General features: G+C 43.0%; 24 protein-coding genes. 8 read left to right on the forward strand and 16 right to left on the reverse strand.

Annotated features, from left to right (window positions below; genetic code table 11):
• The first annotated feature begins 150 nt into the window (after positions 1 to 150).
• Positions 151 to 675, forward strand: a complete 525-nt coding sequence (locus L1286_RS02525) for a GspH/FimT family pseudopilin (RefSeq protein WP_235405348.1) — start codon at positions 151 to 153, stop codon at positions 673 to 675.
• Here L1286_RS02525 and L1286_RS02530 read toward each other — a convergent pair.
• From L1286_RS02530 to murJ, 13 genes are all read right to left on the reverse strand, one after another.
• Positions 672 to 1,088 carry a type IV pilin protein gene (locus L1286_RS02530; RefSeq protein WP_442961663.1) on the reverse strand — a complete coding sequence of 139 codons (417 nt, stop codon included), beginning with the start codon at positions 1,086 to 1,088 and terminating at the stop codon, positions 672 to 674. The genes L1286_RS02525 and L1286_RS02530 overlap by 4 nt on opposite strands.
• Positions 1,078 to 4,218 carry a pilus assembly protein gene (locus tag L1286_RS02535; RefSeq protein WP_235405349.1) on the reverse strand — a complete coding sequence of 1,047 codons (3,141 nt, stop codon included), beginning with the start codon at positions 4,216 to 4,218 and terminating at the stop codon, positions 1,078 to 1,080. The genes L1286_RS02530 and L1286_RS02535 overlap by 11 nt, the downstream gene beginning before the upstream one ends.
• Entirely contained in the window at positions 4,218 to 4,709 is a 492-nt protein-coding gene (locus L1286_RS02540; RefSeq protein ID WP_235405350.1) for a pilus assembly PilX family protein, read from the reverse strand. The genes L1286_RS02535 and L1286_RS02540 overlap by 1 nt, the downstream gene beginning before the upstream one ends.
• On the reverse strand, positions 4,703 to 5,680 hold the full coding sequence (locus L1286_RS02545) for a PilW family protein (protein WP_235405351.1): 978 nt from the start codon (positions 5,678 to 5,680) through the stop codon (positions 4,703 to 4,705). Before L1286_RS02545 ends, L1286_RS02540 begins: the two co-directional genes overlap by 7 nt.
• Before the next feature lies 1 nt (position 5,681).
• Positions 5,682 to 6,233, reverse strand: a complete 552-nt coding sequence (pilV, locus tag L1286_RS02550; protein ID WP_235405352.1) for a type IV pilus modification protein PilV — start codon at positions 6,231 to 6,233, stop codon at positions 5,682 to 5,684.
• Between the two features lie 98 nt (positions 6,234 to 6,331).
• On the reverse strand, positions 6,332 to 7,006 hold the full coding sequence (locus L1286_RS02555) for a LytR/AlgR family response regulator transcription factor (RefSeq protein WP_235405353.1): 675 nt from the start codon (positions 7,004 to 7,006) through the stop codon (positions 6,332 to 6,334).
• The gene (locus L1286_RS02560) at positions 6,987 to 8,027 is read right to left on the reverse strand and encodes a sensor histidine kinase (RefSeq protein ID WP_235405354.1); all 1,041 of its coding nucleotides are present in this window, start codon (positions 8,025 to 8,027) and stop codon (positions 6,987 to 6,989) included. Before L1286_RS02560 ends, L1286_RS02555 begins: the two co-directional genes overlap by 20 nt.
• A 3-nt stretch (positions 8,028 to 8,030) precedes the next feature.
• Complete coding sequence (ispH, locus tag L1286_RS02565) at positions 8,031 to 8,960, reverse strand: 4-hydroxy-3-methylbut-2-enyl diphosphate reductase (RefSeq protein WP_235405355.1); 930 nt, start codon at positions 8,958 to 8,960, stop codon at positions 8,031 to 8,033.
• Positions 8,960 to 9,400 (reverse strand): FKBP-type peptidyl-prolyl cis-trans isomerase, encoded by a 441-nt coding sequence (gene fkpB / locus L1286_RS02570; RefSeq protein WP_235405356.1) that lies wholly within the window; start codon positions 9,398 to 9,400, stop codon positions 8,960 to 8,962. The genes ispH and fkpB overlap by 1 nt, the downstream gene beginning before the upstream one ends.
• Positions 9,397 to 9,903, reverse strand: coding sequence for a signal peptidase II (lspA, locus tag L1286_RS02575; protein WP_235405357.1), 507 nt, complete (start codon positions 9,901 to 9,903; stop codon positions 9,397 to 9,399). The genes fkpB and lspA overlap by 4 nt, the downstream gene beginning before the upstream one ends.
• 9 nt (positions 9,904 to 9,912) lie before the next feature.
• On the reverse strand, positions 9,913 to 12,741 hold the full coding sequence (ileS, locus tag L1286_RS02580) for an isoleucine--tRNA ligase (RefSeq protein ID WP_235405358.1): 2,829 nt from the start codon (positions 12,739 to 12,741) through the stop codon (positions 9,913 to 9,915).
• A 24-nt stretch (positions 12,742 to 12,765) separates the two neighbouring features.
• Positions 12,766 to 13,692 carry a bifunctional riboflavin kinase/FAD synthetase gene (gene ribF / locus L1286_RS02585; protein ID WP_235405359.1) on the reverse strand — a complete coding sequence of 309 codons (927 nt, stop codon included), beginning with the start codon at positions 13,690 to 13,692 and terminating at the stop codon, positions 12,766 to 12,768.
• A gap of 98 nt (positions 13,693 to 13,790) precedes the next feature.
• The gene (murJ, locus tag L1286_RS02590) at positions 13,791 to 15,365 is read right to left on the reverse strand and encodes a murein biosynthesis integral membrane protein MurJ (RefSeq protein WP_328284185.1); all 1,575 of its coding nucleotides are present in this window, start codon (positions 15,363 to 15,365) and stop codon (positions 13,791 to 13,793) included.
• A 404-nt stretch (positions 15,366 to 15,769) separates the two neighbouring features.
• On the opposite strand from murJ, the gene rpsT reads away from it, so the two are divergent.
• Positions 15,770 to 16,030 (forward strand): 30S ribosomal protein S20, encoded by a 261-nt coding sequence (gene rpsT, locus L1286_RS02595; protein ID WP_010382487.1) that lies wholly within the window; start codon positions 15,770 to 15,772, stop codon positions 16,028 to 16,030.
• 66 nt (positions 16,031 to 16,096) lie between these two features.
• Here the strand turns inward: rpsT and L1286_RS02600 are convergent, their stop codons facing one another.
• Positions 16,097 to 16,480 carry a response regulator gene (locus tag L1286_RS02600; RefSeq protein WP_063355236.1) on the reverse strand — a complete coding sequence of 128 codons (384 nt, stop codon included), beginning with the start codon at positions 16,478 to 16,480 and terminating at the stop codon, positions 16,097 to 16,099.
• A 92-nt stretch (positions 16,481 to 16,572) separates the two neighbouring features.
• On the opposite strand from L1286_RS02600, the gene L1286_RS02605 reads away from it, so the two are divergent.
• From L1286_RS02605 to smrA, 3 genes are all read left to right on the forward strand, one after another.
• Complete coding sequence (locus L1286_RS02605) at positions 16,573 to 17,031, forward strand: hypothetical protein (RefSeq protein ID WP_235405360.1); 459 nt, start codon at positions 16,573 to 16,575, stop codon at positions 17,029 to 17,031.
• 102 nt (positions 17,032 to 17,133) lie between these two features.
• Complete coding sequence (locus L1286_RS02610; RefSeq protein WP_235405361.1) at positions 17,134 to 17,373, forward strand: hypothetical protein; 240 nt, start codon at positions 17,134 to 17,136, stop codon at positions 17,371 to 17,373.
• 225 nt (positions 17,374 to 17,598) lie between these two features.
• Positions 17,599 to 18,180 carry a DNA endonuclease SmrA gene (gene smrA, locus L1286_RS02615; RefSeq protein WP_235405362.1) on the forward strand — a complete coding sequence of 194 codons (582 nt, stop codon included), beginning with the start codon at positions 17,599 to 17,601 and terminating at the stop codon, positions 18,178 to 18,180.
• 33 nt (positions 18,181 to 18,213) lie between these two features.
• Here smrA and L1286_RS02620 read toward each other — a convergent pair whose 3' ends face one another.
• Together L1286_RS02620 and L1286_RS02625 are read right to left on the reverse strand one after the other, a co-directional pair.
• Positions 18,214 to 18,357: a hypothetical protein gene (locus tag L1286_RS02620; RefSeq protein WP_235405363.1), complete on the reverse strand. Its 144-nt coding sequence runs from the start codon at positions 18,355 to 18,357 to the stop codon at positions 18,214 to 18,216.
• Between the two features lie 230 nt (positions 18,358 to 18,587).
• A complete protein-coding gene (locus L1286_RS02625) occupies positions 18,588 to 19,508 on the reverse strand; it encodes a 2-hydroxyacid dehydrogenase (RefSeq protein WP_235405364.1) in 921 nt (306 codons plus the stop codon).
• A 168-nt stretch (positions 19,509 to 19,676) separates the two neighbouring features.
• Between L1286_RS02625 and L1286_RS02630 the strand changes: the two genes are divergently transcribed.
• The 3 genes from L1286_RS02630 to L1286_RS02640 all read left to right on the forward strand — a co-directional run bounded on the left by L1286_RS02630 (position 19,677) and on the right by L1286_RS02640 (position 24,240).
• Positions 19,677 to 21,401, forward strand: coding sequence for a GNAT family N-acyltransferase (locus L1286_RS02630; RefSeq protein WP_235405365.1), 1,725 nt, complete (start codon positions 19,677 to 19,679; stop codon positions 21,399 to 21,401).
• Between the two features lie 168 nt (positions 21,402 to 21,569).
• Positions 21,570 to 22,055 carry a TlpA family protein disulfide reductase gene (locus tag L1286_RS02635; protein WP_235405366.1) on the forward strand — a complete coding sequence of 162 codons (486 nt, stop codon included), beginning with the start codon at positions 21,570 to 21,572 and terminating at the stop codon, positions 22,053 to 22,055.
• 112 nt (positions 22,056 to 22,167) lie between these two features.
• Positions 22,168 to 24,240, forward strand: a complete 2,073-nt coding sequence (locus tag L1286_RS02640) for a TonB-dependent receptor plug domain-containing protein (RefSeq protein ID WP_235405367.1) — start codon at positions 22,168 to 22,170, stop codon at positions 24,238 to 24,240.
• Positions 24,241 to 24,369: the final 129 nt, after the last annotated feature.

Raw genomic sequence — 24,369 nt, forward strand, 5'->3', positions numbered from 1 at the left:
CCTTCATTGGCGCACCCCCATTTTGGCCTCTGACAGCCGACACTAGGCTTTCCCCTCAAATCAGCCCACATTGATACCTAGTAAGTAAGGGGCTGCCGAATTGCATCCTTCCTTAGCTAGGCCACATGTTTTTCAGCAAGGAGCACGACAGTGACAAAGTTATCTAGGCCAGTTACGGGGTTTTCACTTTTTGAACTAATCATCGTATGTTTGATCAGCGCAATTTTACTTTCTATCAGTATTCCTTCCTTCTCTGAGTTACTCATGCTAAACAGACCACAACGAGCACTCACCTCACTTGACCGACACCTAAGTTACGCCAGATTAAAATCAATTTATAGCGGCGAAAGAATTACGCTATGCCCTTTAGTTGAGGGGAAGTGCACAAGAGAGCTTTGGCATGGTGAATTAACCCTATTTATCGATAGGGGGAAACTAAAAGAGTTTAATGGTGCGGATACCACACTGAGAGTGATGGATCAAATCCCGGCGGTTGACGAGCTTACCTATCCTAGGCGGGCAATTACATTCAAACATACTGGTAACATATGGGGCCTAGGTAATGGTACGTTTGTTTACTGTATTGTGCACCATGACGGCACTAAATCAGGAAAAGCCCTATCACTCAGCATAACAGGGCGGACAACCTTAAAGGATACGCATCTGTGTGATTAACGCTCCCAACACTCATCGACACTGCCAGTACCTGTGTTGGTTTTAATCCCCAGATTATTCAACGATAAAGTAGTGCACACGGTATCGCCCCGCACAGGGCCGCTTGCTGCTGTGGCTGTAAGCGTATACCCACCATTCGCCACCACCACAGAAAGTGTGAAATATCCATTCCCACTCGTACTCGGTACACCGATGTCTGCTAAAGCACTCGCATATTCTCGGTTATCTACGAAATACTGCTCTTGCTTATTTGCAGCATCAAGCAATAACGTCATAGCTTCAGCGCGCGCGCCTCGTTGCAAATACCCTGTATAATTTGGATATGCAAGGGTCGCCAAAATACCAAGTATTGCGACTACAATCATCAATTCGATTAAGGTAAACCCTTTGCTTTTGTGCACTCTACTTTTCATCATTATCTTCTTTCTTGTAGATAAACAATTGTCTTGTTTCATATGTTATCTCCAAAGAGGTAACACCCGGTACATTTGCAGAGCCATCCGCATTTTTATAAACACCCGGAGGGTCAAGCCGTTGCGGTTCAATGCCATCCGCAGGGTTCCCACCAAACATCTCATCTACCGCATCTTCTTTGATCACCGTAGGGCTGATAATTTTCGCTTTTACTGACTTTTTGTTGGTATTCGGATCAACGTAAACGTCATAATGTGTTCTGGGCGTATCAGGTAACGTTGCTGTTGTACGATACCTACGCTTTTGAAAAACTTGCATGCCGTAATGCAAATGGACGATATATAAGTAACCTGTCCCTTCACCTATCGCACACTGATTTTCTGATACTGTTGTCGGCGAAAACGAAGTAAAATACGCAAGTCCACCGATTGCAGTTGCAGCCGATAACGACTTTTCACCAGAACCCAATGCAATACGCCACCCTTTCGCCAACCCTAATTCAGCTTCTTTATCAGTAAAGCTGTCATAACTGCTCAGGCTTGATTTAAATGGGTCGTTCGTCACATTCAACAGCTGCCCAGCCCGAATAGGAGCAGGTTCACTCCCAGACTTAAATGATTGAGTTTTTGTTCTTTCGTCTCGAAGCATAAACAAAAAGTTTTTAACGAATGTCGAGGTTGGCTTAGCGCGATTACCACTGCCAATTAAAATCCCTTCATACGGTACATCTCTGCGTATCTTAGTCAGCTTACCGTTCACATTCTCAATCGTGACCTTACTAAAATATGTTCGTGCAATCATAGGCCGATAAAAGAAACGCCGCTTTTGATTGTCTTGTGCACCACTGAGGTTTGCAAACATATAGTGTGTCCATGGCGCATCGTCATCATCAGGCTTGGCACTCGGGATATCTACACGCCATATTCCTCCTCCGGTATCCGCCGCATAAATTCTATCTACGTAACCATCATAATCAGAATCGAGTACGCTCACGTCTGCGGCAATACTGTGTTTGCCAGAAAACCCTGTACTCGGTGTTAAGGACCAAATTGGTGTGCCACTTTGTAAATCGACAATAAAAATACCGCGCCCTTTATTGTCTTCAGAAAAGGTTACGTTATCTTTATTCGTGTCATAACCTGCACCAAAAATCAAAACCGGTTTATCAGGCTGTGCCGTAATAAAAGAGACAATTGGCTTAGACCAAGTTTGACCAAGCTCTGCAAATGCCCCATTGCCACCTTTTATCGGCCCTCCCCACATGAGCTTGGGTAGATCGGGTACCGTAATATCGAAGGCATAGTACTCATTGCCACCTCGGCGCATACCCGCAATCAACCAGACTTTTTCTCCATCATCAACGACACCACTGTCATTTTTATCCCAAAAATAGACTGTTATCGGCCCATCCATGCCATATAGTTTCGTATCCTGTTGGCGGTTTTTTAATGGTTTGACAATGTCGAGCAATGAGTTCGGTATAAAAGCCCAACTCTCTGATACGGTATTGCCATGGTCTTTGAACATGTGTAAAAAGCCGGCATTGGTACCCACAATAACGCGCAAATCACCATTGCCATAGTCAATGCTCACAGGTTTTGAATGCAGAGGATCACCAAAAATGTCTTTGCGCCTATCTGTACGGCTGTTGTCTCCATCCGCATCATCGACGTCTTGTCCCCGTGACCAATTAATCAAGTTTTGTACTTCTGAGCCAGAACTTGCAAACTTAGCAGCCAAATTGCTTAATGACCCTTGATGCGCATTTAATGCCGTGTTGTAGTCGTAGTTGTATAGCTTACCTTTGCCAAAATCAGAATATAACTTGCGGTTTGTTTGACGATTAGAAAGCTGATAGTTGATGCCGCCTTCCAATACTACATTGCCATCCTTTCCGCCTGGTTCTGACCAATAGGTTGTCACACTTTTCCCTATTTGCCCTTTGTCATTAATCGCATTCGCAGTACTGCCCATACCATGGACAATCCCGCCAGTGACCTTCAGCTTTTTCAAATTACCGGTCCAACGGGTGTGCGTTTCTGGATAAAACATAGTGAAATACACTGAATCGCCACTGCGACTCAGATCTGAGCTACTCGTTGACACTGAGGGAGCAGAAAAGCTATCACTTTGCTCTCTGATTTTTGAGATAGTGAGTTTTAATGCATTAGAGAGCTGAGAAGCGGTGTTTGCATGCAAATAGTCGCCCCCGCCATCTACTTTACCCGTTTGCTCTAACAGGGTTTTACCCGAATTAGACATACCGGTACCAAAGCCAATGGTATACACGCGCGCAAAATCTTGTTTATCACTTGTAGTAGGATAAAGATCAACCTGCGTATCGTGAGAGCCCCGCATTAATTTAGCCAACGAGTTCAAATAGTTGTTTGATACTGAACTTGGGTATGAGCCAAAAGTTCTATAATACTCCTGACTGATCGCACTGTTTTTACCACTATCACTGGTTGGATCCCCGTCAGTCATCAAAATGATATTTGTTGAGGTATCACATCGCTCTGGCTCACCAACAACTGGCGCAAAAGGAGACTTGTAATAGCCGTTAGATTCTATCGACTTGTCTCGATTGTTGCCTCCATTATAACCGTAGTCTATCGCTCTGCCAGTTAGGTATAAGTATGCTTCCCAGAGCGTTTCAGATAATGGCGTATTACCACTTGCACGAAGGCTATTAATTTTGCTCACAACCACGCTGGGATCAGCACCGAGTCCATTCAAAACATAGCCGCCTGAGCTAGAATACAGACGCATTAATCCAAAATCGAAATCTTTGTTGTCATTCACCAAAGACACCATCGCTTCTTTGGCAACTTTTAATCGACTATCTCCACAGTTTGATGGGCGATATCGACCGTTTCTGTACTTATAACAGGTCTTATTTGTCTTCGATGTATCAAAGCAATCTACCGATCGTATTCTGAAGTTTCTGTACTCGTAGCAACGCTTCCCGTCATTCACATCCCAAGCCATGCTGCCTGAGGTATCGAAGATCAAGATAACACGCGACTTTTCGTTACCACCGACATCATGCTTTACATATAGCTCGATGTCTTCAGCATGCGCGGCGGTTAAGAAAGTCAGACAAATGAAAGTAAGTAATCGTCTCAACATTATTGGTTCGCCTTCACATCTTGAATTTCTTGCCCTATGCCGATAATAACCGTGACTTTATGCCTACCTTGATCACCATACTCCACTGAACTTTTCAGCTCAGTCATGTTACATACGACACCCTCGGTGTAACTGTAAATTCGCGGACAAGGAACCTCAAGTTGCCCTCTATTTAAGTTTCTTAGCTCAAAGTCAATCTTGCTGTTTACGTCCTTTCTATCAAATTTATGAACACCGTCATCATTCTCATCAATTTGGCCATTTTTTAAATGAAACTTACTGGCACCAAAAAGTTGCTTCTGCTCTTTTACTAAGCGTTGTACTTCACCCATTAAGTAAGCTTCTGCAGTTTCTCGCTCCTGCGCTGCATTGGTTATTTTTATATCGATGGTGCTGCTGCTCATTAAGGTGACAGCAACACTCGTTACCGCGACGATCAGTACCATAGATACAATGAGCACCATGCCCTGCTGATTGCGTTTATTTACCATGCTGATGACCCCATGTTATATAGTTGCACCGTGGTCGAAAACACCGTACGTCGATAATTATCAGTAAAGGTATGGACCACTTTATCCGAATCGCTGCCCAACGTATAAGTTTGGTTTTTTAGTGTAATACCAGGATCTGGCTCTAGAGATCTAACCAAGACAATGACTTGAACCGTCAATACACCTTCGGAACGCTCCCAGTCACTTGCCGTCATATCCACAACACTGCGGTAACTGTCTACTCTGCTATCGCCGTCGATATCAATACCAAACAAGTAGCGAATATCTTCCACGCCCTCAATGACCGTTTCGGTTGTCATATCACCATTAACGGTTAATCGCTTTCTTCTTAAAACGGGGACCGTAAGCGCTTTATTGTCTATCGTAATTTGCTGCTCTTCGATAAAATAGACGTGGTGACTGTATGGCCACAACGTGGCGTTTACATTCGGGAGGCCATTAAAATTAGGCCCCGATATAAACTGGGCTTGTTCTTGCTGGGCAATAAAGTAGTACTTGTTTTGGTCTACCACGTTATCGGTGATTTGATCCCCTTCTAAAAACTTTAGCTGTAGTACTTCGGTATTTTTTTTCGCACCAGTTATGCAACTTAGCGCACTGCCAGATGATGTGTAATTGGCGTAAATAGGCCTAAAGTTAGTCGGCACTGCATTTGGAAAGCTCCCGTTATTGAGCCCACCAAAACAGTCATCGTTTGGATTGGCTGGCCCCGACGAATTGTCTAGACTAAAGCCCTGATCATAAAAGGTGCCCCAAAATCCAATTTGCTCCAGATCTCTGCGCAACAAGGTTAAAGATAAACGACCGATCTCTTGAAGCTCTCCAATTGCCATGGTGTCCTTAGTCGTCACCCGCATACTGACATAGGTTGCCACGACACCACCAAGTAAAATCGCCCCAATAAAGAGGGATATTAATATCTCAACTAGTGTAAAACCACGTTGACGCATATTAACTCCGAACCAACACAAAACTGGAAATAGAGACAAGCCTGCGGTAGTCATCTTTTGTGCCGCAATTAATGGCTGTGGTGGTGTTATTTGCTTTGATTGCTTGCCTGCCGACCCAAGTTACCGTAACAGTGACATCGAATCCATCACCGTCTCTAACCGGTGAAATACATACGGTTGTATCATCCAAAGAACCTGTATTTTCTTTTGCTCTGATAGCTTGTTTCCACTGCTCTTTATCAAGATTAGCAATCGCCAAGTTAGTACAAAAGCTAGAGAAACAAGTTAAATCTGTAGTAAGTTGCGTGTCACTGGTAAATGTGCCACCGTAGTGATCAATGAGGTCAGGTGTATCGTTAGAGCGTATCCGCTGCATAATATCACCCGCGAGCGCTACCGCAGCAGCGCGTTGCATAGAATCAAAGCTGGCTTGTTTTGCCTTTGCTTGCAGCGCTACCGCACCCAATAACCCAAAACTCAGCACCATAAAGGCTATCACAACCTCTAACAGGGTGAAGCCAGCTTGGTTAAATTTTGGAAACGATCTACTCATGAAAAAAACTCAGTCTATGCACTACTATATATAGTATCGATTTTTTTCACTAACCAAACACCAACGTGATTAAACGGTCAATCAATGTGGGTCAATGGTTAATACAGTGATTTTAAACTTGAGTATGCCCTGCGGCTCACGATTACAGGCTCATCGACGCCCTCTAAAACAACTTTATGTGTCCCTGCCACACTTTCTAATTTTACGATGCTTTCCTTTTTCACGATGGTATTTCGGTGTACTTGAACAAAGTGTGTCGGATAATCTGCCAACAGCTTTTTCAAAGGGATATCAATGAGTGCGTCCCCTTTTCCGAAGTAAATGTGTGTATACCTATCATCAGTTTGAGCCACAATAATATCTGCAACATTGACCCATCGAATATCATGGCCAACTTGAAACTGAAGTTTGGCTAAGTCATTGGGGAAAATATGAGTCAATAGCTCTGCTAATTGCTGCTGATCGATTGGTTTAACTAGATACCCCGATGCATATACTTGGTATGCCTTCAATGCGTGTTCAGGGTAGGCCGTGACGTAAATTAATTTAACATCAGGATGTGCAGTACGTAAATGTCGACCTAATTCAATACCATCCATGCCCGGCATAGAAATATCCAAAACGACTAAATCAGGTTGGTTGTGTTCAGCTAACTCAATGGCTTGCTGACTATTAGCAGCTTCTCCAACACATTCAAAAGCCTCATACTCACTAATTAACCGCCTAACCCTGCGTCTTGCAATTGGTTCGTCATCAACGACCAGATATTTCATTCAAAGCTCCTAGTGGCAACTTCACTATGGTAGAGAATCTACCACTTTTTTGCGATGTGTTCAAAGTTGCTTCAGAGCCATAGTAAATCAGTAAGCGGCGCTTTATATTTTCTAACGCAATACCCTGACCGGATCGAGACCTAGACTGTTCATTATAGGGATTAACTACCTTAATTAATAACTTACTTTCATCTTGCGCAATATTAATATCGATACTTCCTCCACTGACTAAAGGTTCAATGCCATGTACCACAGCATTTTCTACAAGTGGTTGAATAATTAACGCGGGCACCATGACATTTAAGTTTATTTCATCCACTTGCCAGCTGACATTCAAGCGATGCTCAAACCGATACTTTTCTATCGCCAAATACCCTTTTGTCAGGGAGATCTCCTGAGCCAACCGGTGCTTCTTGCCACTTGCAAAGGCCACCTGCATCAACTTTGCCATAGTTAAAGCGGCCTCTTCGGCATCGTCCGGGTTTTCATGGCACAATTCCGCCAATGTATTTAATGCATTGTGTAAAAAGTGTGGCCGGATCCGCGCTTGCAAGGCCTCAAGCTCTGCATTAGCGGCATGCGCGATCGTATTTAAATTATCAATGTAAATTGCCATAAAATGCAGTAATAAAATCACCACAAACCCACATATTGCACTATTGTTAAGTACAAATTGCCAATCTAACGGAAAAACTGGGGAAAAAACGGAATACTGCACCAATATGCTCGTGAAGAAGCACACTGATTGAAATGACAGTAATACTGTGCCTAATTCTATTTTGAAGGTAAGTTTTTTAAAAAGTCTAGCCGCTAAGGCAATAAGAGCCAACGTAATAAATGCATTGGCATGAGTGAACAGACTCACTAACCCTAAGCTGAGCCAAAAGTCTTTGCCACTGGAAAGTGTGTAGATAAAGGCGACGGCTTGCGAGCCGATGATCATTGCTAGGATGCCTCGCTCCGAAAGCATCGCCTTTAGTAAACCATGGTCAATTGTCGACGAATTAACCCATGGAGTCATGATTTACCTCAGTTCCACAGGAACGGCAAACACCACATTTTCTTCTTGACCCGGGTTTTCAACAACGGTTGTACCACCTAGGTCTTTTAAGTGCGAAATAACCTGCTGAACCAAGACCTCTGGAGCAGATGCGCCAGCTGTCACCCCTACGCGTTCAACATTGTCAAACCATTGTGATGAAATGCTTTTCGCATCGTCGATTAAGTGTGCTTGCGTGCCCATTTTGTCAGCCAACTCACGCAATCGATTGGAGTTTGAGCTATTTTTAGCCCCCACGACAAGTAGCAAGTCAACTTTATCAGCCAAATCACGAACGGCATCTTGACGATTTTGTGTTGCGTAGCAGATATCATCTTTACGAGGCCCATGAATTTCAGGAAACTTTTCACGAAGCGCTTCGATCACATCCGCAGTGTCATCAACAGATAAGGTTGTTTGACTGCAGTAAAACAAGTTACTGGGCTGTTTAACTTCAAGAGACGCAACATCGTCAGGAGTTTCAACCAAATAAATTCCACCAGCGGCGTTATCGTACTGCCCCATAGTCCCTTCAACTTCAGGGTGGCCATGGTGACCAATCAAAATACACTCCGTGCCCTTACGGCTTGCTCGGGTAACTTCCATATGTACTTTTGTCACTAAAGGACAAGTTGCATCAAATACTTTGAGCTCTCGCCTTTTAGCCTCTCTTCTCACCTCTTGGGAGACGCCATGCGCGCTAAAGATCACAATACTGTCATCTGGTACCTGATGTAATTCCTCAACAAATACCGCGCCTCTGGCGCGTAATCCATCGACGACATACTTATTGTGTACTACCTCATGACGCACATATATCGGCTTTTCAAAAATATCCAAAGCACGCTCAACAATGCTGATAGCTCTGTCTACACCTGCGCAAAAGCCACGCGGGTTTGCCAACAATATTTCCATCAGTTATGAACCTCTAAGATGTCAACCTCAAATGTAACCACTTGCCCAGCCAATGGGTGGTTGAAGTCAACCGTCACCGAGTCTCCAGCCACTTCTCGAATCAACCCAGGTAATTCAGTACCATCCGGCTGAGTAAATGCAATAATGCTGCCTACTTCAGCTGGCGTATCAGTGCCAAACTTCGTTCTATCTAAATAGTAGATGTTATCCGGGTTTGGCATGCCAAAGGCGTCTTCTGGCTGCAACTCAAAAGATTTATTGTCGCCTTCTTTTAAACCCAACAGGCAATTTTCAAAGTTTTCTGTGAGGCTTCCATCTCCCATAAATAGCTTAGCAGGTTTGTTATTCACCTTTGTTGAATCAGCAGCAGAACCGTCTTCCAACTTAATCGAGTAATGAAATAACACTTCTGATTTTGGGCCTATGGCTTGTTCACTCACGCTTTTGTCTCCCGAGTATCACTCTTGTCACCGAAAAATGCATCAAATAGAAGTAGACCGGCGCCCCCAACAATTGCCATGTCAGCAACGTTAAAAGCGGGATAGTGCCAATCTTTATAGTAAAAATGTAGGAAATCAACAACGTAACCGAGAGTTACTCTGTCGTATAAATTACCTATTGCCCCAGCCAGTACGAGTGAGTAAGCACCACACAGTACCCAGTTGTTAGCACGCAAGTTCTTTAACCAAACAACCAATAAAATACTAATTGCGACCGCGATACCACTTAGGAACCATCGCTGCCAACCACCTGCTTCACTTAAAAAGCTAAATGCAGCGCCATAGTTATGCATGTAGGTAAAGTTAAAAAAAGGTAATAGTTCAATAGACTCGTAAAGCTTCATATTTGCCACGACTAGCGCTTTAGTGCCAAAGTCTACTGCAAAAAGCAGCAGACTTAACCACAACCACACTAGACCACTACGTTCGGTCAAATTGGTCACTTAAAACTCCTACGCAAACTTGCGTTGCTCACCTTCACCATCCACGTTTGTAATACAACGACCACACAGCTCAGGGTGTTTATCACTGCTACCTACGTCTTCACTGTGGTGCCAACAGCGATCACATTTCGCAGCATCCGTCGCGGCAACTTTAATGAATAAACCGTCGATTTCTGAAGAAACCGCATCTTCAGGCTTGCTTGAAACTACTTCAACATGCGCTTTTGATGTAAGTAGGACAAAACGTAGTTCGTCCTCTAAGCCCTGTAGCTTTTCGGCAAGCTCACCGCCCGTATACAACGTCACTTCTGCTTGTAATGTTGCACCTATCACTTCTTCTTTACGTGCATTTTCCATAACACGGTTCACTTCATCACGCACATTTAACAGTTCTTGCCAGAACGCATTGTCAAACTTACCGCAGGTAGCGCCTTCAATGCCAGCATACCAGACATCTGTAAATACAAACTCACCACGATCACCAGGTAACACTTCCCAGATCTCTTGCGCTGTGAAGCTTAAAATTGGCGCCATCCAGCGCGTCATCGCTTCTGCGATATGGTAGAGCGCAGTTTGGCATGAACGTCTTGCGTGGCTGTCGCTCTTTGCAGTGTACTGCCTGTCTTTGATTACGTCTAAGTAGAAAGAGCCGAGCTCACCGGTGCAGAAATTCATTAGTTTTTGCGTTACAACCAACATTTGGTAATTGTCGTACGCTTCTACGATTTCATTTTGTAGCTCAGCCGCACGCGCGACAATCCATCTATCCAACTCAACCATCTCTTCAATCGCCACTGAATCAGTCGCAGGATTGAAGCCACTTAAGTTAGATAGTAGATAGCGACTCGTATTACGGATACGACGGTAACGATCCGCCGAGCGTTTAAAGATTTCGTCTGAAACAGTCATTTCAGCGGTGTAGTCGGTTGACGCCACCCATAAGCGCAAAATGTCTGCACCAAGCTTGTTCATGATATCTTGTGGAGAAATCACATTACCTAAAGACTTTGACATCTTGCGGCCATTCTCATCAACGGTGAAACCATGCGTTAACACTTGCTTGTAAGGTGCATGACCATTAATTGCAACAGACGTCATCATAGAAGACATGAACCAACCGCGATGTTGGTCGGAACCTTCAAGATATAAATCAGCTGGACCCGTTAGCTCTTCACGCGCATCAACAACACACGCGTGCGTTACACCTGAGTCAAACCACACGTCTAACGTGTCTTGAACTTTTACGTATTGCTGCGCATCAGCTTCGTTTAACAAGCTACTTGGCTCTAGGTCATACCAAGCTTGAATACCCGATTGATCGACTAAATCAGCAACTTGTGCGATTAAGTTTTCTGTGTCCGGGTGAAGGGCGCCAGTATCTTTATCTACAAATAGTGCAATTGGCACACCCCAAGTACGCTGACGAGAGATACACCAATCTGGTCGGCCTTCAACCATGTTAGCAATGCGGTTTTCACCCCATGCAGGGATCCATTGCGTTTTCTCAATTTCTTGCATTGAGTCTTTGCGCAGATCCGCTTGATCCATGCTAACAAACCATTGTGGTGTTGCACGGAAAATGATTGGCGTTTTATGTCTCCAACAGTGTGGATAGCTGTGAGTGAGCGCATGATGGTGCATTAAAGCACCTTTTTCCGTCAATAATTCAATGACGTTTGCATTTGCTTTAAATACGTGCTGACCAGCGAAAATTGGGGTATCCGGTAAATACACACCATTTGCACCAACTGGGTTAGCCACTTCTAATCCATATGCTTGACCCGCAACAAAGTCTTCTTGACCATGGCCTGGCGCAGTATGAACAATACCAGTACCCGAATCAGTTGTAACGTGCTCACCTAAAATCACAGGAACGTTGAAATCATAGAATGGGTGAGCGACTTCAAGCTTCTCTAACACGTCACCTTTGCAGTAACCCAGCACGTGATAGTGTTTAAAACCGTAACGGTCTAAGGCATCTTTTACCAACTCAGAACCCAGAACAAGGCGCTGCTCTTTACCTTCGTCTTCAATTTGAACAAGTGCGTATTCCAAGCCACCATGCACAGCTACAGCACGGTTTGCTGGTAGCGTCCAAGGGGTTGTTGTCCAGATTGCGGTGCTGATGCTGCCTGTACCTTCATGCCCTTCAGCGAGTGCAAACGCTTTTTCTACTGCATTTACATCTGTAAATTCAAAACGCACATCAATTGCTGGTGATTGTTTGTCTTGGTATTCAACTTCTGCCTCAGCAAGCGCTGAACCACAATCTGTACACCAATGAACCGGCTTAGCGCCTTTGTGTAAATGGCCATTTTTGATAATACGACCTAATACGCGAATTGCATTCGCTTCAAAGTCATAGTTCATCGTTAAGTAAGGCTTATCCCAATCACCAAACACACCCAATCGTTTGAAATCTGTCTTCTGACCTTCAACCTGTTTACGTGCATATTCACGGCATTTTTCTCTGAATTCTGCAACAGAGACTTTTTTGCCTGGCTTGCCGACTTTTTTCTCAACTTGTAGCTCGATCGGTAGACCATGACAGTCCCAACCAGGCACATATGGCGCATCAAAATCAGACAACGTTTTTGATTTGATAATGATGTCTTTCAGAATTTTGTTTACTGAATGGCCTAGGTGGATATTACCATTGGCATATGGAGGGCCATCATGAAGTATAAATGGCTTTTTACCTTTTTTCGCAATGCGAATTTGACCGTATAAGTCTTGTTCATACCATTTTTTTAGCATTTTGGGTTCGCGTTGCGCCAAATTGCCACGCATCGGAAACTGTGTTTCCGGTAAATTTAAAGTATGTTTGTAATCGCTCATTTAACTTACTTTCCGTTCGGCTACCTAAATTTTAGAAAATACTGCTTTAGCTGCATCGACGTCCGCTGATATTTGCGTGGTCAGATGCGCTAATGACTCAAATTTTTGCTCATCTCGAAGCTTATGTAAAAGCTCCACTCTTATAAACTGACCGTAGATATTTTGGTCAAAATCAAACAGGTGTACCTCAAGTAAAGCACGCTTGCCGTTTAATGTTGGCTTAGTGCCTACGTTAGCTACACCTTTAAAAACTTCATTGTTGATATGGGCATTAACAGCAAAAACCCCTTGTACCGGGCTAACCTGTCTTTTTAACGCCACATTTGCAGTTCGAAAACCAAGCTCTCGGCCCTTTTTCCAACCATGAATAACGCGTCCAGAAATCGCATAAGTATGACCGAGCATTGCATGTGCTCTATTAAGGTCTCCCTCTGCAAGTGCTGCACGAATCAAAGTACTGCTGACTCGACTATTTTGTTGGCGAAAACTCTGCGTGTCTTTTACATGTACACCGAGCGCATTCCCAATTTCAGAAAGCATCGCAAAGTCGCCTTTACGCGCCTTACCGAATCGAAAATCATCGCCAACAGTGAGCGCCTTAACGCCCAATTTTTGATACAACACCTCACGTACAAAATACTCAGCTTCTAAGTTTGAAAACTTGTTATTGAAGCTGACACATATAACACGGTCTATCCCGATGTCAGCAAGCAGAGTAAGTTTGTCACGTAGTCTGGTTAATCGAGCGGGCGCCTTAGATTTAATAAAAAATTCCTGCGGCTGAGGCTCAAAAAGCATCACTGTACTTGGCAAGTTGTATTTATCAGCATCGGCTTTCAAACCCTTCAATACTTCAGTATGACCCAAATGTACACCATCAAAATTTCCGATGGTTAACACACAACCATAGTGATGTGGCCGAATATTATGGATGCCCCTGATCAATTGCATACAACGAGTGCCTTTTTGCTCGAGTCTTCAAAAAGCCCGATTATACCCAAGTTACCTAGAAATGCGAGCTATGAACACGTTTCATATTGACCTATTTATTAATCAAGTTGTTGGATTTCTTTAATTGTTGATATTCGGACCCCGAAAATAAACATGATTGAAAAATATATCGCCATAGCGACCGCTAACAGTCCACCCAACACGGTAATCTGCATCACAGTATCTTCCCCTTGCCATGTGAGTTGCTGAGACAACCAATAAACGCTCACAGACATAGTAATTGTTGCGACCAGCGATTTAACTGCAAACCACAAGGTGAAACGAGATACGCGATAAACGTTATCTTTACGAAGGGCAAGGTACAGTAACAAAGCGTTGCAGGTGGCCGAAAGTGATGTCGCCAAGGCCAGGCCCAAATAGCCAATAAACGGCGCCAGCGCCAAATTAAAAACCATATTCAACACCAGCGCTTTTATGCCAATTTTTACAGGGGTTTTGGTATCTTGACGCGCATAGAACCCAGGGGCCAATACTTTAATCAACATAAAGCTCACTAGCCCGACACTATATGCTGTAACCCCTTCACTTACCGCAGAGATATTATCTACGTCGCCACTCACAAACTCACCATGGCCAAACAAAACAGAAATAATGAGCGGACTTATTACAATCAATCCTCCCATTGCGGGTATGCCTAACAGCAAAACAAATCGCACCCCCCAATCCATTGTTTTCTGAAAGTCTTCTAATTTCTCATTGGCATGAAGCTTAGACAAAGTAGGCAGAATAACGGTTGCAATGGCAATCCCGAATAACCCCAATGGAAATTCAATCAATCGATCTGAGTAATAGAGCCACGCAATAGAACCGGTCATAAGCGCCGCTGCGATAATCGTGTCAAGTAGCAGGTTAATTTGGCTCACAGAGACTCCAAAAATTGCAGGTAACATCAATTTGCGAACTTTGACGACATTGGGCGCATGCCATGCAAAAGATGGCTTTGAGAGCATGCCTAATTTGGCTAAAAACGGCAGTTGAAATATGAGCTGAACTAAACCACCGATGAACACGCCAATCGCCAATGCATAAGCCCCCTGTTCGAATTGATCGTGTAGAAAAATGGCGGAACTTATCACACACACATTCAATAATACCGGCGTGAATGCAGCCACAGAAAAGCGGTTATATACATTGAGTACCGCACCACATAGTGCAACCAAAGAAATAAACAGCAAATAGGGTATGGTAAATTTGAGCAATTGGCTGGCCAAAGTAAATTTTCCAGCATTTTCACCGCCTTGCCACCAATCGATAAACCAAGTCGTACCGAACAAAGCCGCGATAACCGGTGACCCAATAACCCCGATGAGGGTAACAACGAGCAAAATAGTGCCCAGTGTCCCAGCAGCTTGCGCAACAAACAACCTAACTTGGTCATCACCGTGCTTCTCTTTAATTTCTGACAACACGGGAATAAAGGCCTGCGCAAACGCACCTTCGGCAAACAAACGCCTAAAAAAATTAGGGATGCGATTTGCAAACAAAAATACATCGGCTGCGAGCCCCGCTCCCAGTAAGTTTGCTACAACCGCATCACGTACCAATCCCAATATTCGAGACAACATAGTCATGGCACTGACTATCATGCCAGACTTAAACAACCCTTTTGCCACTTAAATTACCCAACTTTCCCACTCAGGGCGTCAAGTATGCCACAGACCTGCACGAACCCTAAAAGAAAACCGATATTCATGTCGATAACCTGACTCCAAAACATAAGGCTAGGCTTGGGTAGTCAGTTTTGCTACAATGCCGTTATTAATCGAGGGACTTTGGTTTCTTGATTCGTAGTCTGTTACTGCTGTTGCCGAGGGCCTAAGGTTAAGGAAATAGCCAAAACAGACAGATAGGAACATTTAATTTTCAGCCACTTTTTAGTTAGGCCAAAAATTACGTGTATTCCGCATGAAACATTTAGGTCGGACAGGTTATTTTTTATTGACATTGGATCATAAAACAGGCATAGTCCTCGGCCTTAAAACTAAGCTTATTTTTAAAAGATTGTTAGGAGCATACCTTGGCTAACATCAAGTCTGCAAAAAAACGCGCTATCACTAGCGAAAAGCGTCGTCAGCACAACGCAAGCCGTCGTTCAATGATGCGTACTTACTTCAAAAAAGTAATCGCTGCTATTGAAGCTGGTGATAAAGAAGCTGCACAGCAAGCATTCGCTGTTGCAACTCCAATCCTTGACCGCTACGCAACTAAAGGTCTAATCCACAAGAATAAAGCAGCTCGTCATAAGAGCCGCCTAGCTGCTAAAATCAAAGCGCTATAATCTGTGGTAATGGATATAAAAAAACCGACGTAAGTCGGTTTTTTTATATTTGTAATTCAACAATGTTTACGCAATTTCCAATTTAGGATAAAACTTCTTCAACATTGCCGCTATTTTCTTCGGCGAAAATGGCTTGACGACAAACCCTTTTGCTCCCCTTTCTATCGCATCTTTCACATTATCCACTGTAGAGTGAGCGGATACCATGACAACATTAATGTCTGGATTTATCTGTGCTAAATCAGCAATAAGTTCTTTACCGTCACCATCAGGTAATTCAATATCCAAAAATACAATATCAAAATGACGCTCTTCACACGCATTTATGCATTGTTTTGCCGTAGAGGCTTCTGTCACATTGTCGATTCCCAAATGCATCAGTGTTTGATGCAAAAAGCTTCTAACAGTTCCTACATCATCAACAATGAGAATAGAGATTTGTTGTTCCATATCCTTTCCCGTGGGCTAGTAATTAGAAATGCGCTATCATCTATAGCATAGAACTATTATAGAGTCCTGCAACCAAAAGGCTACACCTAAGCATGGCAATTAATCCAAAAAAACAAACACTCCTAAATAAAAGCGAGTTTCAGAAGCAACAAGCTAATAAAAAGAAAAAGCAACAGCTGTCTCAGCAACAAATGCGGCAACAAGCGCTGCAACAACAAGGTATACCAGCGGCGACCTCCGAAGCCCCCCCAAAAAAAGGAATTAAAGGGCTGATATTCTTAGGTGTTTTGGCTTTAACCCTAGTACTTTTTCCAAAGCCTCAATTGATTACTTATAAAAAGCTCGGGTTAGTGGCACAAAGCGTATATTGGCCAGGTCTACCTGGTGTCAAACCTGTTTTATTTGATTCAGCATTGCAGCCAATCCCAGCACTTGATAGAGATACCCTATATTTGTGTCAAGATATTTCAAACCCCGACACCTGTCAAAAGTATGCAATAATTAAGCAAGAGGGCTTCTTATCTGCACTCAAGAGCCTCGCAATGGATTAAAAAAACTAATCCGAAAATGATAAAATTACTCGTTTGAGGTGAGTAAAAAAGCGGCGCATAATGGCGCCCCTTTATAATCATTTACGGAGTTATTTTAAGATCATGGCTAACGAGTTTGACTGGTTACTAAACACATTACTACTAGTACTGGGATTTGGAGCTCTTTTCATCAACCATCGTACACTGCTACGCATTGCAGCGGTTATGGCATGTAGCTTATTGTTCGTTTTATTTAGTCTCGATCTTATGGGTACCTCGGTAATATCAAATTTAGGTTTAATATTGATCAACTCGTTTTATTTGTTTAAGGTTTTTACCACTGAGCAGTACGACGCGCATTAAACCTACTTGTTATGGCTGAGCAAGCACTGCTGCCAGCCATTTATCATTAATAATATCTATTAAATAATCATACATAAATATTCATTTTCCCTCCGACTCCCCCGGTTAATTATTTTGCGCCGGCCTATTTGATGCGAAAAAGTCTCCTATCACTTTTAGATCTCTATTCAAGTGACCCCTTGATAAGCTAGAATCGTGAAAATAGTTCTGTAATGGAGAGTCATTATGGCCATGACTGATGAGGAGCTCTTTTTAGCTTCTATGGGCGACGTTGTTCCGTTAGCACAAGATAATCGCGCGCAACTAAAACAACAAAAAAACCAACCGAGTGACGCGCAACTCGCTAGGCGTGTCTCTGCAACAAAAGAATTAGACTTTGACCCTAACTTTCTGTCTACAGAGTATGTCGACTTACTCGACCCGCATGATCAACTAGGATATAAAAAAGATGGCGTTCAAGAAGGTGTTTATAAAAACCTTCGCTTAGGTAAATACCAAATAGATGCGACTTTGGACTTACACGGAAAAACCTTTGTTGAGGCTCGACAAGCATTATTTGAGTTTGTGACTGACTGCCAAAAACGAAATATTCGTGTCTTATTGATACGCCATGGCATTGGCCTCAAAAGTAAGCCCTTTCCAGCGATTTTGAAAAGCTATTGTAATAAATGGTTGCAGGAAATACCTCAAGTGCTGGCATTTCATTCAGCATTGACATGCCACGGCGGAGGCGGCTCTACATACACACTGCTCAAAAAGAGTGATGAAAAGAAACAAGAAAACAGAGAAATACACGCTAAAAGATAATAGGTGTCTATATCCCCCTAGCCATTCGGGGCATTACGCCCCGCTGGTTTTATACTGAGCAGTTTGACAGGTTATTAGCTCACTAGCCTGAGCTTGATTAAACCACGCTGACACGCCCAAAGCGACCACTGAAATAACGACAAAAGAAAGTTTTACACCACCCTGACCGTTTTTCATTGTACTTTCCCATTTATTATTGTTTTTTTCCTAACATACTGAATCTTATAATGGGCCTCAAGATGTTTTTTTATACAGTAACTTTGTAAATTATAATTACTCTTACTTACATTCACTTACAAATCATGAAGTTAATAAGCTTTAGCACCGGCTTTGCAGTTATATGATTACTTTGCATTTCTTTTAGGCAACTGGGTGATGACGAATGGTGCCATAGGCACCAGCTCCAATTAATACCCTCTGTCCTGCATTACGCGGTTTTGTAAAGCCTGATTAGCAAAACATGCCCGTGCATTCGCTGCAATTTGCGCAACAACCGTATCCAAGTTAGTTACAGCAGCCACATGTGGTGTCACGGTAATCTTTGGGTGTTTCCAAAACGGATGTGCCTCAGGCAGTGGCTCCGTTGTAAACACATCTAAGACTGCGGCACCAAGTTCATTTTCGTCTAAGGCGTTTAGTAAGTCAGCTTCAACTAGATGTTGCCCACGTGCAACATTAATCAGCAGACATTCAGAAGATACCAGTGAGAATAACTGGGCGTTTAAAATACCTTGCGTTGCACTTGTCAGTGGCAATAAACACACAACATAGTCAAGGCCAGTAAGAAATTGTTCAAACTGTGCTTCACCTGCGTAACACTCTACATTAGACAAGTCTTTAAGTGTCCGAGACCAGCCTCGTACAGAAAAACCATGGCGACTGAGTAAGCTTGCAGTCCTACACCCGAGCTCACCAAGTCCTAGTATCCCGACAGAGTCACCAGCCACAGAGCGGCGCGGTTTCCAATAGCGCTCTGTTTGATTTGAAGTATATTCTCTGTGCCTCAACTTATACGCAAGGACATGTGACAAAACATACTCAGCCATATCAACGCTCAACTGCTGATCAACAATTCTCGTTACTTTTACTGAGCTTGGCAATATAGCAAGCGGGATACCATCCACCCCAGCACCATAAGATTGCACCACCTTCAAATTAGGCAGCTGCTGCCACAGTTCATCTGGCGCATTCCATGCCAGCACAAACTCTATATCTTCCATATTCTCACAGTTAGGCCACTGTTCAATTTTAGTTTCAGGTAACGCTTCCTGTAACTTCGCCATCAGTTTATCGTTGTTTCTACCTGTAATGCTTACCAACACCGACATTAAGATTAACCTCACCAATTTGTATTGTCGCAGCGATTATAACGCTCGCTCTGTTTTAGAAGATAGGGAGAATAGATAAATCGCATCACCATAAAACTGACATGAGTATGCAACATCAATGTCATAGTTGGTTCTTAATCTCTATAAAAACAGCCGTAGAGAAAAAATATGATCAGTGTCGATAAAGTGATCGAAGCCAATTTACCTCAGTTAGAAAACTCGCCCAAAGTAAAGGGACTTGTAAAAAAAGGGCTGGGTTACCTACTACATGAGCAGGAATTTGTCGCATTTGCAGATACTTATCCACATTTGGAAGGACTTGAATTTGTCGAGCAAGTATTAGAAGAATTGGATTTCGACGCTCGCTTTAAGCCAAAACAAATAGAACATATTCCCAGTGAAGGCAGTGTCGTCATCGTTGCCAACCACCCTATTGGTTCACTGGATGCGCTCGCACTGATCAAAGTGCTGGCTAAAGCAAGGCCCGATTTAAAAGTCGTAGCAAACCGTATGCTCATGTCCATTACGCCGATGCACTCACTCTTGCTTCCTGTTGATAATCTCTCCAACGCCAGCAGAAAACAAGAATTGGCCAATATTCAAAAGCATTTGAAATCAGAAGGCGCTTTACTCATTTTCCCTGCAGGTGAAGTCTCTCGCCTCGGCCCGACTGGGATAAAAGATTGTAAATGGAACAGTGGCTTTTTACGTATGGCTAAAAAAGCAAACTGTCCTATATTGCCAATTTTTATCAAGGCAAAAAATAGCCCTTTGTTCTATGGCACTTCAATGATTTACAAGCCTCTTGCAAGCTTGTTACTCGTCAAGGAAATGTTTAAGCAACGACAGAAATCTCTAGAGTTTGAAATTGGTGCAAGTATCCCACCTACGTCATACCGTTTAGACAATCTTAAGGACAAAGAAGTCGTCGCTTTGATCCGAAAACAGCTGTATCGCTTAAATAGCAAAAAAGCACTCCCCCTTAAAACACAATCCCCCATTGCAACACCCGAATGCAAAAAAGAACTGAAAAAAGCCATTGAACAATGCGAGCGGCTAGGCGAAACATCGGATGGTATGCAAATTTACCTTTACCAATATCAAGGTAGCTCCGCCATATTTAGAGAGCTAGGTCGGTTACGTGAAATTGCTTTTCGTGCTGTGGGAGAAGGCAGTGGTAAACGGCGCGATACTGACAAATATGATATGTATTATCAGCAGCTGGTGCTATGGGATGCCAAACAACTCGAACTTGTGGGCGCTTATCGTCTGGCAAGTGCACAACAAGTCATTAAAGAGCATGGCATTAAGGGGCTTTATACAAGTAGCTTGTTTGTATATAAAGAAGAAATGCAACCCTACTTTGAACATGGCCTTGAGCTAGGCAGAAGCTTTATCCAGCCAAAATATTGGGGGCGCAAGAGCTTAGATTATCTCTGGTACGGCATTGGTGCATTTATAAAACGATATCCAGAGCACCGCTATTTATTTGGCCCAGTGAGCCTATCGAATGCGCTCCCAGATAAAGCCAAAGCCATGTTGGTGTATCATTATCAGCATTATTTTGCTGATTTGCCCGAGCTAGCGATACCAAACAATGAGGTTAAACTGACTCAGTCTCAATTGCAGTCTTGCAAAACCCTTTTTAGTGGCACCGATGTAAAAGAAGACTTTGCAGAACTTAAGCATATATTGGCCAATATGGGCGCACAAGTGCCGACTTTATTTAAGCAATATACAGAGTTGTGCGAACAAAATGGTGCTAACTTTTTAAGTTTCAGTACCGACCCTGACTTTAATAATTGTATTGATGGTTTAGTGCTTGTTGATTTAACCAAGCTAAAAGCCAATAAGGCTAAGCGGTACTTAGGTGATAATATCTACCAAGATTAACGAATTCATTGCACGCCAAGGGTTGAACCTGTTGCTAGTACCATGCTAGCAACATTCTCTTACCAAATAATGTTGCTCGAATTGGTATAAACCGCTTGCATGCCCATTGCAATTTTTTATACTGGCGCACGGTCTTCATAACATAACAAGGCATACTAAGCGCCGCCAATGATTAAATACCTTATTAATGTCATCATCTTTATTGTTGTTCTATCTGCCGCCTTTACTTATCAAGAACTCGGCATGCTCGAAGATGACGGCGGACAATCGGCCCCTTATTTTTCATTACCAATCATGAGTGATGAATCTCAACGCTACAATATCAGTCAACTACAAGGCGAGCGCTCTGTCGTCTACTTCTTTGCACCTTGGTGCAATATTTGCCGTTACAGCATGCCAAATATAGATAAACTGCACCGCCTAGGCAAAGTCAATGCGGTGGCGATTGCATTGGACTTTCAAAGTATTGAGGAAATAGAAGCATTTAGTAAAGACTTAGATCTGAGTATGCCAATTTTACTAGGCAATCAAAAAATAGCCCAAGACTATAAAGTCAAAGCTTACCCGACGTATTACGTCATGGATCCCGAATTAAAAATTATTGAGCGTTCAATCGGTTATTCTAGTGAGCTTGGTATCCGCTTACGCTTGTAAAAAAGTGTATATTCATCACACACTTTATTACCTAAACCCCAAATAAATAAACGCTTTTATTGCATACACTGTCCAGCAAATTTAACTAATTTTATGCCAAAGGGACTCGACAATGTTTGCACCCACCGCTTTAAAACGCTTTACGTTATCTCCGCTCATGTTGTGCATGGCTGTATCAGCCAATGCACAATCGCAGCAAAAAGATATGGAACACATTGAAGTTATTTATAAGCGCAGCTCTATTACCTCAGAAATCACTGAAGACACCGAAAAATTAATTGAAATGCCTGGTGCCATGGGGGATCCATTGCGCGCTGTCTTTGCACTCCCTGGGGTGGTCGCTGCTGGCGGTTCAATGAGTGAGCCCGCAGTGCGCGGTTCATCTCCAAGTGACAATATGTTTGAAGTGGATTTTATGCCCGCAGGCTATATCTTTCATGATTTTGGTAGCTCCATTTTCAATCGTCATATCATCCAAGATTTCCAACTTTATTCTGCCGGTTATGGCGCTGGGTATAGCAATGCAACCGGCGCCGTATTCGATGTCACGTTACGCAACCCCAAATACCAACCAATCACAACAACCCTTGACTTTACGATGTTCAATGCTGGTTTTTTCGTTGAGGGTCAAGCGACAGAAAATACCGCATTTTATGTCTCAGGTCGAAAAAGTACCCTCCCCCTATTTTTTAGTGAAGGGGAAGAGTTGGAGGATGATGACGGTGAGCCAAACGGTATCATCGTCAATGATGCTCCAGATGATCATGACTACCAAGGCAAGTTTCTTTGGGATATTAATAGCAACAATACACTGACCTTTAACTTTACTGGTGCTGAAGACTCAGCGGCAGCTGGGTTCAATGAGCGCTCTGAGTTAGCTCAAAAGACACCAGAGTTCCAAGGAGATGCTAGATTTATTCGAGAATTTAACAGCCAAAATATCCTCTGGGATCATTACAATAAAAAGTTTCATTTACGCGTTGGGGTTGGCGCACTCGATCATTCAGGTCGACTAGAGTACGGAAAGCTAGCGACCAAAACATCAGGCTTTTTTGAGCAAGAAAGTGAAAAACAATTTACTTATAAAGCACGACTTAACTACTCACTCAATAGTGAACATAGATTCATCTTTGACGCAGCTTACTTTGATAATGAGACATCATATGAATACGATACGTTTCAATATCTTTGTACCGAGTTAGACCCTGATTGTGATCTTAAAAAAGGGGAACGTATTTCAGGAAAGCGCAGTATTGATGTGGACTCTGGGTTTGTCGGAGTGACTCATGTTTGGCAACCTAATGCGCTTTGGCAAACTGAAGTGGGCGTGCAGAGTCAACACAATCGTTATACAAACGAGACCTTTACTTCGCCTAGAGCAGCTGTGAATTACTATGTGACACCCGATAGTGTCATCTCTGCAAAAATTGGTCGCTATAATCGCATGCAAGATGTGGAGCATATCCTACCTGAAATTGGCAATCCAAAGCTTAAATCTCAAGTTGCCACACACAGTACGTTAGGTTTTAGACAAACGCTAGAAAATGAATGGTCATGGTCAGTTGAAGCGTATTACAAGACCATGGAAGACCTGCCACTTGCAATTGATGAGGGACCTGATGCGCACTTGCTGTACGACAACCAAGTAGAAGGCAGGGCTTATGGGGTGGATATTTTAATCAACAAGAACAAAACGGATAACTGGTACGGTTGGGTTGCTCTCAGTTACGCAAAAAGTGAACGTACTGATTTGCGGCGCAACATCACGCGTGACTACTACGCTGATACGCCATTGGTTTTCAACGCTGTGTTCCACTATGAAATCAATGCGCTTTGGCAAGGTGGGTTTAACTTTACGGCACGCAGTGGACAAGCTTACACACCCATTGTCGGTGTAAGAGAAAACCCAGATCATGAAGATCGCTTCTTACCCGTCTACGGTGACCCATTTTCTGAGCGCTTCAAAACCTACCACCGTTTAGACGTGCGTTTTGAACGTAAAACGCAATTATTTGGACTTGATGGTAAGTTAATTTTTGAATTAATGAACGCATATGGCCAAGACAACGTAGCATTTATAGATTTGGATTATGACAAAGTTAAATCCGTGAATGATTTATATATCAAAGAAGAAAACGATGATTTTGAAATGAGGCCTTCTATTGGTTTTAGCGTCACTTTTTAAGGAAAGGTGACCCGTTTATTTAATAGAGGGGTCATGTAATCCATCCCCTCACATAGCACTAACAAACAACCTACTCTCCTAAATAAGGCATGGCGAGCAAGTAATTGCCACTTGCGTTTTTCGCCAACG

It is taken from the genome of Pseudoalteromonas sp. SMS1 (assembly GCF_021530565.1).
Lineage (GTDB): Bacteria > Pseudomonadota > Gammaproteobacteria > Enterobacterales > Alteromonadaceae > Pseudoalteromonas.